Origin of the sequence: Dyadobacter chenhuakuii (assembly GCF_023821985.2) — a bacterium.
Taxonomy (GTDB): domain Bacteria; phylum Bacteroidota; class Bacteroidia; order Cytophagales; family Spirosomataceae; genus Dyadobacter; species Dyadobacter chenhuakuii.
This window is the reverse complement of the sequence record NZ_CP098805.1, coordinates 5636064-5650145: the sequence shown is the minus strand read 5'-3', so window position 1 is coordinate 5650145 and position 14082 is coordinate 5636064. Positions and strand designations below refer to the sequence as shown.

The following is a 14082-nucleotide window of genomic DNA, read 5'->3' as shown; positions in this document are numbered from 1 at the left end:
CTCATTCACTCATTCAAAAATGAATAAATTCATTCGGGGAATTGTGGGCTTTTCTTTGAAAAACCGCTTTTTCATATTCTTTATGACCGGCCTGCTGATCATCGCAGGGATCGTCAGCTATCGGGACACGCCGTTGGAAGCGTTTCCGGATGTTACTAATACACAGATCATTATCGTTACGCAATGGAACGGACGAAGCGCAGAGGAGATTGAGCGGTTCGTAACCGTTCCGATTGAAGTTGCGATGAATTCGGTTCAGCAAAAAACGAATGTGCGCAGCACAACAATGTTTGGTTTGAGCATTATCAAAATCATTTTCGATGATAATGTAGAGGATTTCTTCGCACGGCAGCAAGTTAATAATCAGCTCCGTAACATCTCGCTCCCCGATGGCGTCGAGCCGGACGTCCAGCCTCCGTACGGACCGACCGGTGAGATTTTCAGGTTTACATTAAAAAGTAAAGATCGTGACAGCCGTGAGCTGCTAACATTGCACAACTGGATCATCGACAGGCAATTGCGAAGTATTCCCGGCGTTGCAGACGTAGTTGCATTTGGAGGTAGAGAGAAGATCTACGAAGTGCAGGTTAACCCTACCAAGCTCGTTAAGTACAACATTACGCCGCTGGAAGTGTATCAGGCAGTAACGAAAAGCAATGTCAATGTGGGCGGTGATGTGATCGAGAAAAACGGGCAGGCCTATGTGGTGCGCGGGATCGGTTTACTGAACTCCATTCCTGATATTCAGAACATTATCGTCGAGTTCATAAAGGATAATCCGGTTTTGGTAAAGGATGTTGCGAATGTGAAGGAATCGGATATGCCACGTGTGGGCCAGGTTGGGCTAGATGGGAACGATGATGTTGTGGAAGGCATTGTGGTGCAGCGTAAAGGCGAAAATCCGAGCGAAGTGCTGGCGCGTATAAAGGATAAGGTTGAGGAGCTGAACACAAAAATTCTTCCGCCGGATGTCAAAATGGTGACATTCTACGACCGTGATAACCTGATCGAGTTTTGCGCGCATACCGTAAAGCATAACCTCATTGAGGGCATCGTGCTGGTAACCGTGATCGTTTTTCTTTTCATGGCCGATTGGCGCACGACGGTGATCGTATCCATCATCATCCCTCTCGCGCTTTTGTTCGCATTTATGTGCCTGAAATTGAAGGGAATGTCTGCTAACCTGCTTTCGATGGGGGCGATTGATTTTGGGATCATTATCGACGGCGCCGTTGTAATGGTCGAAGGGATTTTTGTGGCGCTGGATCATTTGGCGCATCGCAATGGAATGGATCGGTTCAATAAGTTATCAAAGCTTGGTTTAATCAAAAAAACAGGTGGGGAGCTTGGTAAGGCCATCTTCTTCTCCAAGCTGATCATTATCACCGCATTGATCCCCATTTTCAGTTTCCAGAAAGTAGAGGGTAAAATGTTCACCCCACTTGCCTATACGCTCGGATTTGCATTGCTAGGCGCATTACTCTATACATTAACGCTGGTTCCGGTACTTTGCTCGATATTGTTGAATAAAAACGTCCGCGAGAAGAGTAATCCGGTCGTTCGTTTTTTCGACAGGACGGTTACCAATGGTTTTGAATGGTGTTATAAACGGAAGAAGTTAAGTCTGGTATTTGCCACTGTTTTCCTGGGTCTCAGCTTGTTTTCAGCCAAATTTCTCGGAACCGAGTTCCTGCCGACACTTAATGAAGGCGCATTATGGGTCGAAGCGAAAATGCCGATGAGCAGCTCCCTGAACGAAACGATCAAAATGGTGACCACGCTTAGGGCTAAATTGAATGAATTCCCGGAAGTGAATGGCGTCTTATCGCAAACCGGCCGTTCCAACGACGGAACCGATCCGTCCGGTTTTTACTACGTTCAAATGCAGGTTAATCTTAAACCAAAGGACGAGTGGAAGCGGAAAATCACCCAGGATCAGCTGATTGAAGAAATGGATACGAAGCTGAAACAGTTCCAGGGTATTAATTACAATTATTCTCAGCCGATCATCGATAATGTGGCGGAAGCAGTTGCAGGGATGAATGCGAGCAACGCGGTCAAAATCTATGGGGACGATCTCGAAACACTGAATGCAAAGGCAGACCAGGTTTTGGAGGCGATCAAGAATGTGCCCGGGATTAAGGACGTCGGCATTTTGCGGAACATTGGCCAGCCAGAGATCAGCGTAATTTTACACGACCACAAAATGGCTCAATATGGTGTAAGTACAGCTGATGCACAGGCAGTTATTGAAATGGCTATCGGTGGAAAAACGGCTTCGATCCTGTATGAAGGCGAACGGAAATTTGACATTCGTCTGCGCTACGAAGAGCAATATCGCCGCACGGTGGACGACATCCAGCAACTCATGGTGCCCACGCTTACCGGCGGAAAGATTCCGTTGAAAGAAATATCATCCATCCGGACGGTTACGGGTCCCGCATTTGTATACCGGGACAACAACAAACGTTTCATAGGCGTCAAATTTTCCGTTCGTGAACGCGACCTGGGAAGCACCATTGCGGATGCTCAAAACCGGGTAAAACCATTGCTCAAAAACCTGCCTAAGGGTTATTCCGTGAACTGGTCAGGAGAATTTGAGAATCAGGTGAGGGCGACGGCTCGCCTGGGACAGGTGGTCCCTATCAGCCTTATCGGCATTTTTATACTTTTGTTTATCATGTTTAATAATGCAAAAGATGCCGGTTTGGTCTTGGTCAATGTCCCTTTTGCACTCATCGGCGGCATTCTGGCGCTGCACGTTACGCATATGAACTTTGGGATCTCGGCGGGTGTAGGCTTTATCGCATTGTTTGGTTTATGTGTACAAAACGGCGTTATCCTGATCTCAGTTTTCAACAAAAACCTGGCAGCAAGGATGTCGCTGGATGAAGCGATCCGGGAAGGCGTTAAGTCCAGGATCAGACCGGTGATTATGACCGCATTAATGGCCGCAATCGGCCTGCTGCCCGCTGCCACGTCCACCGGAATCGGCTCGGAAACCCAGAAACCGCTGGCCATAGTTGTCATAGGAGGCCTGGTTACCGCCACTGTGCTAACGTTGCTGATCTTCCCGATTATTTACGGATTTTTTAACAGGAAAAGTGGGGCTGTGCGCGGGGGCTTAGAGGGTTTAAGCTAGCAAGCAAGCTGGGAGTCACTCCTCCTGTCACCCTGAGCGGAGCCGAAGGGGGCGTTACTGCTTGGTGGTAACGCCCCTTCGGCCGCCCGGCGGCCCGGTCCGCTCAGGGTGACAGGGCCATCGGCCGCCCGGTCCGCTCAGGGTGACAGGGCCATCGGCCGCCTGGTACGCTCAGGGTGACAGGGGCCACGTGCTTACTACTTCCCGTTCTGAAACGTGATCGTAAACGTCGTCCCCGTCCCTATCTCCGATTCCACGTCGATGCGGCCGTGGTGGGCGTGGATGATGCTCATGGTTGTGGATAAGCCGATGCCCATTCCGTTGTTTTTTCCAGTGAAATATGGCTCGAAGATCTTTTCCATGTGTTCTTCACTGATACCGCAGCCGTTATCCGTAAAAATAACCTGAATGTTCTCTCCCTGGCTTTTGGTAGTAATCCTCAGAATGCCCTTATCCTCTTCCATCGCCTCAATGGCATTTGTAATAATGTTCAGGAAGGCCATTTGCAGGGAAACAGGATCAAGCGGCAATGCCATTTCCTCTTCAGCAAACTGGTTGACGATCTGAATGCGCTTCAGCTGGACCCGGTCGAGGGCAGCGCCGATAGCCTGGATGAGAACGGTGTGCACGGAGCTCGTAACGAGCTCTATATCAGCCGAGCTGGACGGTTGCAAAAGCTGCGATATAAGGTCATTGATCCGGTTGCAATTCCGTTTAATGATCTGTGTATAAAACTTCTGGTCTTCATCAACCAACTCCATTTCCAGCTGTTCAGCGGAAAGGTTAACATTGGTTAGCGGATTCCTGACTTCATGGGCAAGCATTCTTACCAAACGACCTGTAACGGCCATTTTTTCGGAAAACAATCTTTCTCTTTCGGATTGCTTGCGAGCGGTCATATCATGCAGCCTGCCTTGTATATACGGGTGATCGTCGTCCACTTCCAGCGTTGCTGAAAAGAGGCAATATTTCTTGTCACCATCTTTGGTCACCAGCCTTACTTCAAGATCGTGGATCGGATGGTCTTTTATATTGTTCCAGAATGAATCAAACTGCGCGTCTTCCAGCAATTCCAGGATATTTTTGAGCCGGAGATCGTCTTCCGTATATCCCGTTAATACGCTGGCCGAGGCGTTCAGATCGATAATGTTCCCGGCAAGGTCACTGATGAACAGGAAGTCATTGGATTCTTCAAAAATCCTCCGGTAACGCCGTTCACTGTGTTTCAAAGCTTTCAGCACCGAAGTCCTTTCCAGTGCATACCGGATACTTCTTTCAAGCTTTTCGGAATCCAGCTCGCTTTTGATCAGATAGTCAGCTGCACCCAGCCTCAATGCTTCTACGGCGATTTTAGTATCCCCTTTTCCTGTCAGCAGAATAATCGGTTCTTCACATTCAAACTGACAGGCTAGTTCGATCAGGTCTATCCCGGTGCTTTCACCTAATAAGTAATCAAACAGATACAGATCGTATTTATGATCCTTGATATGCTGCTGTGCATCCCTGAAAGTGGAGCACCAGGTTATATCAAACTTCCAGTTGACCAGTTCCTGAAAATATTCACGTGTGAGGAAGTAATCATCCTCGTCGTCATCAACCAGGAGGACCCTTATTAATTTTGTATTCATTCTAGTTTATAGCTCAGCGTAACTCAACAATTAAATGTCAAATTGTTTCATCTTATTGTAGAGTGTCTTCCTGTCAATGTTCAACAGCCGCGCTGCTTTACTTTTATTAAAATTAACATCCCGAAGCACCTGCATGATCATGTCATACTCGGCTTCATTGGCAACTGTTTTCAGGCTGGGCTTGGAATCATCGCCGTCCAGTGTTTCCATTACCGGAGCTGCTATGCTCGTGGTTGCTGCCAATGTTACAGGCTCCTCGTCCAGGTCTTTCAGCTTTTTATAATTGACAATTTCAAAAGGCAGTGACTTCTCCTCGATCAGGTCGCCATCGGAAAGCAGCGTAGCGCGTTTGATGACGTTTTTCAGCTCTCTCAGGTTACCCGGCCAAGAATAGCTCAGGAAATCGTTCTTAACATCCTCCGAAAACCCGCTTACATTCTTGTTCAGCTCCACATTGGTAGTATCCAGGAATGTCGTTGCAAAAAGCATCAGATCATCTTTTCTGTTTCTCAATGCAGGCACTTCTATCGTGAATTCATTGAATCGATAGTAAAGATCTTCCCTGAATTTCCCGTTTCTGGCCGATTCAAGCAACCTTTCATTACTCGCAACAATGATCCTTACGTCCAGATCGATCTCCTTTGATCCGCCGATGCGGCGCATCTTACGCTCCTGCACTACACGCAGCAAAGCCACCTGTATTTCATAAGACAAATTGGAAACTTCATCCAGGAACAATGTACCGCCATTCGCCATTTCGAAGTGGCCTATCTTGGTATTCAATGCACCTGTAAATGATCCTTTTTCGTGACCAAAAAGCTCGCTGCCGGCCAGTTCCTTGGATATGGCACCGCAGTCCATCGCTACAAAAGGCATATCCCGTCTTTTTGACCGGTTATGGATTTCTGCTGCAATGGCTTCCTTTCCAGATCCGCTTTCTCCGTAAATGATAACGCTGAAATTAGTAGGCGCAACAAGGTCAACCTGGCGGAAAAGATTATCCGAGACTTCACTCTGACCCATTACATAACCAGCCTTAGTCCGCGAGCTCATCTTGCGGGCAGGTTTTGTGGTTTCAGTAGATCCTCCGCTTGGGCCGGACGCAACCGCTGTATATTCAAATTCCTCGTTCTCTCTGGATTCCGCGTCAGCAATAGCCTTTTTCACCGTTACCAAAATTTCGTCCGGAAACAATGGTTTGGTGATATAGTCATATGCTCCTAGTTTCATCACGCTAACCGCCACCTTAATGTCGGAATAGCCGGTTATAATGAGTACGGGCACATTTGGACGCTTTGCTTTGATGGCAGTGAGCAATTCTGTTCCGGTGATGTCACCCAAACGGAAGTCGGTCATAACCAAATCAGGCGAGATGGAATCGATCAGCGCAAGGCCGTCTTTACCATTCTGTGCAGTTTCAACTATAAAGTCATTCTTTGATAAAAATCTCTTCAACAAGAAGCAGATATCTGCCTCATCATCAACAACAACAATTTTTTTCATGCCAGGTTTTTAGGGCTAAATCCAGTTGGTTTGTAAGCTGCTTAAATGGTTACTCTTAATCTTGCAGTCGGGATATTTAATTGTTCCCGGTATTTCGCAACGGTCCTTCTAGCCACAGAATAGCCTTTTTCAGAAAGCATGTCTGTAATTTGCTGGTCGTTGTATGGATGTCTTTTGTCTTCTGCTCCTACGATCTCCCGGATCGCCTCCTGAATTTCACGGTTGGAAACCTCTGTGCCGTCCTCATTGGTAACGCCTTCTGTGAAAAGGTCTTTGAGCAGTACGATCCCGAAAGGTGTCTGAACGTATTTATTCGTCGTTACCCTCGATACTGTCGAAATATCCATACTGATGATCTCGGCAACGTCTTTCAGGATCATGGGGCGTAACTTCTTGATGTCGCCCGTTTGGAAATAGTCGTATTGCAACTTAACGATGGCCCTTAATGTGCTCAGCATTGTGTTTTCACGCTGCTTGATCGCATCAATGAACCATTTCGCCGAATTCATCTTATTTTTCAGGAACTGGTTCGTTGCCTTATCGTTCTTTTGTTCGGCCATTTGGGTAAACAATTTGTTCAACCGCAAAGCCGGGCTGTTACCCCATGTAAGCTGCACTTCTATATCACCGTCCTCCGTATACCGAAGCATAAAATCCGGCTTAATGCTTTCATTCACGATGGAATCATTGCGGAGGCCGGATGCTGGTTTTGGATTCAATGTGGTGATCAGTGCGATGGCCTTCTTCAACGATTCCTCGTCGAGGCCGGTAATGCGCATGATCTTGTCATAATTTCTTGAACCCAGCTCATCAAACGCATCTGTAACAATTTTGCAGGCCCACTTCCAGGTGTCGTCCTGGTTTTCGATGCGGCCAAGCTGAATCAGCAGACATTCCCGAAGATCGCTCGCCGCGATTCCTGCGGGATCAAGCTGCTGAATGATTTTAAGCATCCAATTGACCTCTTCGGTGTCAATAAACATGCTGTTGGCAAAGGAAATATCATCGGCAATTACATCGCTTTCACGTCTCAGGAAACCATCTTCATCCAGGGAATCCAGAATAAAATCCGCAATCAGCTGCTGGCGCTCGTCCAGCCTCAGGAAATGTACTTGCTGTTTAAGGTCGTCCCGGAAGGAAATTGTTTCCACCATAGGACGTGTGTAAAGCTCATTATCAGGCGACTGGTTGTTGGCATAAGTCTTATAATCCGGAACATCATCGTCCCTGAACTCATCCCAGTCGTAATAATCCTGCATGGTATTATCATCACCGGTTCCGGTGTCGGCAGGATCTTGAAAGTCGTCAACAGTATCTTCCGAAGCATTATCGTCCTTACCCTCCTCTAAAATAGGATTTTCTTCAAGCTCCTCTTTAATTCTTTGTTCAAGCTCCATTGTTGTCAAATGCAGTAAATTCAGCATCTGAATTTGCAACGGAGAATATTTCAGGGTCTGTCTTTGCGTCTGCGTTTGTCTTTGCATATAGCAACCAAGGGTAAATAATTAGAATTCTTAAAGTTTAAATTTACGACTCTTTAGCCAATATCTGCAACGAGCGGGCCGATTCTAAATATTGCGTACTTATTTCCACATTCTGAGTACAATTATTCAGAATGCTCGACGAATAGACGAACATTTGTGCTTCTTACTATTTTCAGAACACCGGCGTAGCCGTATTGAACAGACCTGGTCAGGCTAAACGTTACAACATATTTATCTTTTGACCAAAATATCTAACTCCCATTCTCTCATTAAGTTACTACGAAAACCGGGTGGAAAACCAGAGCAGAATTCCGGGAACCCAGACTTTAACCATAACAAAAGAACGGACAGCCAACGATTTCATCAGTCCAATCGCGAAGAGGCATATCAACCAACTTTACAAAATTCTTGCCGCGGTCTGTTTGCAAAAAAAGAACCTTTCAGGACTGAAAGGTTCTATACTTCTAAGGAAATTGTAATTTATTAAGCCACATTAACAGGCTTCTCATCGGTATTTCTTTTTACCCAGCGAAGTCCTTTGAGTAGCAACTCCCTGCCTTCCGGCACACCGTGCTTCACGATTACATTTTTAACGATAAGCGGCACCACGTAATTAAGTGGCGGCGGCAGGCGACGCAATGCTGTTTTGGCAAGAATTGCACTTACGCCCATCTCAATACTTTTGCCTGAGCTGCTGTTCGGTCCTGCAAGAAACATGTTCTTCACATAATTGACAGTGCTCTCAATAGGTGTAGAAGTTTCCTCTTTCCCAGGGTTTGCTGATGAATATTTCATTGTATGATGAAGTGATAAAATTTCCGGCGGCTTACACCACCGGAAAAGATGTTATTGATATCTGTTGATTTCTTCTTTTGCAGTGTTCGAATATTCTTCTGCCTTGTCGAAAGCTGCGTTTTTATATTCTTCGCCTTCTTCCTTAATCTGTCCGGCTACATCAGAAGCCTTTTCTTTGCTTTTTTCGAGCGCGTCGATCAGATCAGATGCGAGGCTATTCGTTTTTTTCTTGATTTTCTTTATTGTCTTGTTACCGTCTTCTGGCGCAAATAGCAACCCGATTACTGCTCCAACCGCTGCTGCTGTTATGATTCCCCAAAATGCTTTATTACCATTCATGATTTTCTTCTTTTAATGTGAAAATTTCATTTACCCTCCACCATCCCCAAATCCTGTACCAGTAATTGGCTGCATAGCAAACGGGATAATCGTTCTACACATTACATGAAGCAACATCAACTTTCATTACCAAATCTATCTTAAACGCCTGCTGTGCCTCTCAGATGGCAGGATTATTGTAAATACGGCTTCTGTATGCATGTTTTAAAACAACCTGGAATACTTTTAAAATCTACCTTCCTTCAAATGACTAAAAATTCTATTTCTGACACATCGCTATGAGAATTGTAATTATTGAAGATGAAAAGGATCTGGGTGTGTTGATGCGCAATTTTCTAGTGAAACAGTTACATATTAAGTCTCCGGAGGCATCCATAAAGGTGGCTGCTTCGCTTACAGAAGGCTTTCAGTGTATAGTTGAACTTAATCCTGACTGGATTTTCATTGATAATAACTTGCCCGATGGAAAAGGAATTAATGAGATTCAGCGCATTAAGACTTCCATAATCGTTAAAGACACGAAGATCGTAATGATGAGTGCTATGACAAATCTGCGTGAGGAAGCTTTCAAACAAGGTGCGGATTACTTCCTGGACAAACCGATCAGTTTCGTTGAAGTGAAGAACCTGTTTGCTAATAACAGCAACGGTCACGAATAAGTAATGTGTAAGATTAACAGTAGAGAATATTGCGTATAGTGTGGATTTGCACGATAAATACGTAGAAATTAATTCTCAAATAGCATTTTACTAATATTCAGGAAGAATGTTGGATTAAAATAAAACCGGGCATTTTGTCCCTGATTTCCCACGCGATCCAGGCAGTTTTACCTTCTGACTTTTGTAGCGGATGTGCTTTTTCTTCTCCTTATCTCCCTTTTTCTTCTCATAAGGGATCATCTTAAAATCGTATTCCGGTATAAAATAGTCTTCCTTGTACTCAGCAACGGGAAGCGGCATGTAATGTCTTCCGGGAAATGTAAGCACATCATATTCATAATCGTAGAGATATATCGTCACAAAACCGTCACGGCTGTATTTTATCCCTATATCAGAAAACGGGCTGTTCTCATCGGCTGACGCTACGAGCCGCATCATTTCCTTCTGCTTTCCTTTGGCCAGAATAGTCATATTATACTGAAAAACGCGATGCAGCGAATCAATTTGTAATGCAACGCCCAGATAATATTTGGCCTCCTTCATCTTGTCTTTGCCCGCATACATGACCGCCGTATTATTCAATGCGCTTTTGTCCTGATAGGCCTGGTAACTCAGTTTTGCCTGATCGAAATTGTCGAGATAACGATATACATTCCCTTGGTTCACATTGTAAAATTTCCGCGAAGGTGCATTATCGAGGGCAGTTTTAAAATCGTTGTAAGCCCCGTCATATCTTGCATTTGCCTCATTGACCTGATGCCGCTGTTCATGCCTGTTTCCTATATACGCCTGAATGATACCATGGTTATTGTGTAAAAACGGCAGCTCAGGCTTTTCTTTAACCAGACTGTCAAACAACGCCATTGACTTATCCAGCTGGTCATTTTCAAGCAAGACGATCCCCCATCCGTTCTGTGCGTTCACATTGGCGGGATTGAGTGAAACGGCTTTCTTGAAAACCTGATATCCCTTTTTATACATATCAAAATGCATGAGAAGATTTCCGTAATTGCTCCACATCAGGTCATAACCTTGCTCATATACGAGTGCTTTCGATAGGAACTGCCCGGCTTCGGAATAGCGCTTCTGGTCAATCATGATGCTGCTCATGCCGGCCAGCGCCTCGTAGCGCGTGGGATCCAGCCTGATTGCCTTGTTGAAGTCGTCCTGGGCTAGATTAACCTGTTTCAGATAATATTCGGAGAATGCTTTTGTCACAAAAAGATCTGCAAAAAACTTGTTATCCTCGTTCAGGGCGCTCTCTGCTTTCTTAAAATCTTTCAATGCCAGGTCATACTTTTTTTGCCCGTAATAGGAAACTGCACGACCCAGGTAGGCTGGTAAATAAGTCGAGTCCTTTTTTATAACCCGGTCAAAAAGTGTGAATGCTGTCTGATATTCATGTTTTGAAAGGTGCGTATTAGCTATTCCCGATTGCAGCGCAGGCGTTTCACGTTTTAATGTTGAGGCCAGCTTATAATAGCGCTGCGCTTCACTGATCTGCTTTAAACCATAAAACGAGTGCGCCATTCCCAGATAGGCATCGCCCCGGAAAGTACGGTCATCTGTTTCAAGATATTTTTCAAAAACGGCCTTCGCCTGGCCAAACTGATTGAGTGATAACAACGCATTGGCGTAGCGGATCTGCGCTTTCAGATGGTTTCGTGAAACCTTTTCAAAATCCTTCACCGCTTTCTTTTCATCGCCCGTCCGCATGAGCATGTCGCCCCTTTGCAAGCGGTAAGCCATTTCATCTTTCTGGCGGATGGCCGTTGCCATTTCATCCACAGCCTCGGGAAGCTGGCCTTTGTATTTGTAAACCATTCCGAGATTGTAATTCCACTTCCCGCTGGTGTTTTTTGCATTGTTACCATTGGCAAAGCTCAATGCATCGCCATATTTTTTCTGCTTACCATAGGAAACCAATGTGTTCAAAATGGCCTGCGTGCCGCCGGGCGCATCCGTAAAGTCATTTCTTGCAGCGTCGTATTTACCGGACAACATGCCAAAAAGCCCCCTGTTATAATGTAAATGCGGATCCTGGCTGCTCAAATCCAGCTCTTCCATAATGTGATGTGCCTTTTGAAAGTTGCCAAGCAACGCGAGAATAACGGCCTCATTGTTCATGCGCTGCACAGAATCGGATGGCTGAAAAGCCTGTTTGTGATATAGCGCGTAAGCGGCTTGTAAATTGCGGAGGCCTCGCTGGTAAGTGTCTTCACGAAGCAGCGCGGGGTTATTTTCCTCGAAAGACCGGTTAAAAACGGGAAGCAGCTCTTTGACTATCCGCTGGCATTCACTGAAATCCTGTGCTAACGTAACGCCGGGAGTTAAAAGCGTCAACATCAACAACATACCTTGGAGAAAAAACAGGCGGATCTTTTGTAGCATTACCAAAAAAGATGGCTCAAAAGACCGAACCTACAAGTAATGTTTCAGATTTACAATAATTACGGTAGCCGATTAATAGAATCCGCTAAAAATATAATTTTTTCAATAAATAAGATTATCGAAATCAGAACTACTTTTACAAGGTTCAATTCTTCCTACTGCCGGGTGATGTAATGTTTTCTAAATGTACCGCTAACAACCCGAGCCCCAACTAAAAACGCCCGGACGGATTCGGGGCATATTATTTCAAATTTAATATCTTGCAATAGTAAGTTTTGCCAGGTCCAACTTTACAGGCGCCGTTCAGGGTGCTACGGGAGGGTTTGGTAAATGTGTTTTTTATAAATAATTCAACTTGATATGCCCACGGTTAATAAAGATAAATTCATAGTATATCAGGTATTTACCCGCCTATTCGGGAACCAGTGCGCGACTAACAAATTGTACGGCTCCATTGAAGAAAATGGCTGCGGAAAGTTTAATGATATCACCGAAACTGCGCTTGCTGCACTGACTGATTTTGGCATTACGCACGTGTGGTATACGGGTGTGCTGGAACATGCGACATTGACCGATTACAGTGAATTTGGAATAAATGCCGACCATCCCCTGATCGTAAAAGGAATCGCAGGCTCACCCTATGCTGTTAAAGACTATTACGACGTAGATCCGGACCTCGCGGTGGACGTTAATAATCGAATGCAGGAGTTTGAGCAGCTTGTTCAGCGGACGCATGACAAGGGTTTGAAAGTGATTATCGACTTCATTCCTAACCATGTTGCCAGACAGTATTTTTCGGATGCCAGGTCTTCGGACGTCAGGGATTTTGGAGAGGATGACGATAATACGGTAAGTTTTAATCCAAAAAACAACTTTTATTACATTCCCAACCATGATTTTGTGGTCCCTGAGGGTCATAAGCCGCCCGTCGAGATTACTGCCCCATATCATGAACGGCCGGCCAAAGCAACCGGTAACGACGTTTTCCAGGCACAGCCAAGCCAGTACGACTGGTATGAGACCATTAAGCTGAATTATGGTGTGGATTATCAAAACGGCGGATTGCGCTATTTTGATCCTATCCCTTCGACCTGGCTGAAAATGTACGATATCCTCCGCTTCTGGACCGAGAAAGGTGTAGATGGTTTCCGGTGTGATATGGCGGAAATGGTCCCGGCTGAGTTTTGGGCTTGGGTTATACCAAAGGTTAAGGAGCTGAAAGACAGCGTTATCTTCATTGCCGAAATCTATAATCCTGCTCAATATCATCATTATATCAAGACAGGAAAGTTTGACTATTTGTACGATAAAGTAGGCTTATACAATTCTTTGCGGAGCCTGATGGAAGGCCATGGAACGGTGGAGGACATTACGCGCATATGGCAGCAGGAATCGGGTGATATCAGTGAAAATATGCTCCGGTTCCTTGAAAATCACGATGAGCAACGCATTGCGTCGCGGTACTTTGCGGGCGATCCGTGGGCAGCGATTCCAGCTATGACATTGAGCGCTACATTGCATACAGGTCCGATGATGATCTATTTCGGCCAGGAGCTGGGGGCCAATCCCGTGGAGGCGGAAGGTTTCCAGGGTGAAGACGGGCGCACGACCATTTTCGATTATTGGGGCGTTACCGAATTCCAGCAATGGGTCAATGGCGGGAAATTTGATCTGGAAAAACTCACTGCAGACCAGAAAAAATTGCGCGCTTTTTACGAAACGCTCAACCACTTTGTCCGTGAAAACGAAGCCGTTTATGCCGGATCGTTTTACGATTTACAATATGCGAATGTCGACGGCCAATCTCAAAATTACGACAAAAGGCTGCAATACAGCTATTTGCGTTTCACTGAAAATCAGAAGCTGCTTTTTATTTGCAATTTTGATAAAGAAAAAACTGTTGAAACAACCGTTAAAATCCCACAGGACGCCTGGGAAAACTTTCTGAAATTAGGCAATACGGCGGCTTACAGATTGAAACCGGTTTTCCCGACATTCATTCCTTCTCCAAGCCTGAGGACCAATGAGATCACATCTACGGGTGTGCAGGTGGGACTGGCGCCCAACTCTGTTTCGGTATATGAAATTGAGGCAAAATGAGCATGGTCAAAGCTGGAATGCTTAAATTTGATTCAGGCAAA

9 protein-coding genes are annotated in these 14082 nt (G+C 45.4%); 3 read left to right on the top strand and 6 right to left on the bottom strand.

The genetic code is table 11. The features are described from left to right. Window positions 1-19 precede the first annotated feature (19 nt). The gene (locus NFI80_RS23720) at window positions 20-3142 is read left to right on the top strand and encodes an efflux RND transporter permease subunit (RefSeq protein ID WP_235164039.1); all 3123 of its coding nucleotides are present in this window, start codon (window positions 20-22) and stop codon (window positions 3140-3142) included. Between the two features lie 197 nt (window positions 3143-3339). On the opposite strand, the gene NFI80_RS23715 is transcribed toward NFI80_RS23720, so the two are convergent. The 5 genes from NFI80_RS23715 to NFI80_RS23695 all read right to left on the bottom strand — a co-directional run bounded on the left by NFI80_RS23715 (window position 3340) and on the right by NFI80_RS23695 (window position 8891). Continuing rightward, complete coding sequence (locus tag NFI80_RS23715) at window positions 3340-4770, bottom strand: hybrid sensor histidine kinase/response regulator (protein WP_233797161.1); 1431 nt, start codon at window positions 4768-4770, stop codon at window positions 3340-3342. Between the two features lie 30 nt (window positions 4771-4800). Then, a complete protein-coding gene (locus NFI80_RS23710) occupies window positions 4801-6273 on the bottom strand; it encodes a sigma-54-dependent transcriptional regulator (RefSeq protein WP_233797162.1) in 1473 nt (490 codons plus the stop codon). Between the two features lie 41 nt (window positions 6274-6314). Next, the gene (gene rpoN, locus NFI80_RS23705) at window positions 6315-7757 is read right to left on the bottom strand and encodes an RNA polymerase factor sigma-54 (protein WP_233797163.1); all 1443 of its coding nucleotides are present in this window, start codon (window positions 7755-7757) and stop codon (window positions 6315-6317) included. 483 nt (window positions 7758-8240) lie between these two features. Next, on the bottom strand, window positions 8241-8552 hold the full coding sequence (locus NFI80_RS23700) for a hypothetical protein (protein ID WP_233797164.1): 312 nt from the start codon (window positions 8550-8552) through the stop codon (window positions 8241-8243). Between the two features lie 51 nt (window positions 8553-8603). Further along, entirely contained in the window at window positions 8604-8891 is a 288-nt protein-coding gene (locus NFI80_RS23695) for a YtxH domain-containing protein (protein WP_235164038.1), read from the bottom strand. Window positions 8892-9169: 278 nt separating this feature from the next. Between NFI80_RS23695 and NFI80_RS23690 the strand changes: the two genes are divergently transcribed. Further along, entirely contained in the window at window positions 9170-9550 is a 381-nt protein-coding gene (locus NFI80_RS23690; RefSeq protein ID WP_235164037.1) for a response regulator, read from the top strand. Window positions 9551-9664: 114 nt separating this feature from the next. Here NFI80_RS23690 and NFI80_RS23685 read toward each other — a convergent pair whose 3' ends face one another. After that, complete coding sequence (locus NFI80_RS23685) at window positions 9665-11896, bottom strand: tetratricopeptide repeat protein (protein ID WP_235164036.1); 2232 nt, start codon at window positions 11894-11896, stop codon at window positions 9665-9667. Between the two features lie 405 nt (window positions 11897-12301). Between NFI80_RS23685 and NFI80_RS23680 the strand changes: the two genes are divergently transcribed. After that, window positions 12302-14041 (top strand): alpha-amylase family protein, encoded by a 1740-nt coding sequence (locus NFI80_RS23680; protein WP_235164035.1) that lies wholly within the window; start codon window positions 12302-12304, stop codon window positions 14039-14041. The last annotated feature ends 41 nt before the right edge of the window (window positions 14042-14082 follow it).

Coding starts and splice junctions, on each gene's coding strand:
- NFI80_RS23720 (WP_235164039.1), top strand. CDS start 20: ATGAATAAATTCATTCGGGGAATTGTGGGCTTTTCTTTGAAAAACCGC.
- NFI80_RS23715 (WP_233797161.1), bottom strand. CDS start 4,770: ATGAATACAAAATTAATAAGGGTCCTCCTGGTTGATGACGACGAGGAT.
- NFI80_RS23710 (WP_233797162.1), bottom strand. CDS start 6,273: ATGAAAAAAATTGTTGTTGTTGATGATGAGGCAGATATCTGCTTCTTG.
- rpoN (WP_233797163.1), bottom strand. CDS start 7,757: ATGCAAAGACAAACGCAGACGCAAAGACAGACCCTGAAATATTCTCCG.
- NFI80_RS23700 (WP_233797164.1), bottom strand. CDS start 8,552: ATGAAATATTCATCAGCAAACCCTGGGAAAGAGGAAACTTCTACACCT.
- NFI80_RS23695 (WP_235164038.1), bottom strand. CDS start 8,891: ATGAATGGTAATAAAGCATTTTGGGGAATCATAACAGCAGCAGCGGTT.
- NFI80_RS23690 (WP_235164037.1), top strand. CDS start 9,170: ATGAGAATTGTAATTATTGAAGATGAAAAGGATCTGGGTGTGTTGATG.
- NFI80_RS23685 (WP_235164036.1), bottom strand. CDS start 11,896: ATGTTGACGCTTTTAACTCCCGGCGTTACGTTAGCACAGGATTTCAGT.
- NFI80_RS23680 (WP_235164035.1), top strand. CDS start 12,302: ATGCCCACGGTTAATAAAGATAAATTCATAGTATATCAGGTATTTACC.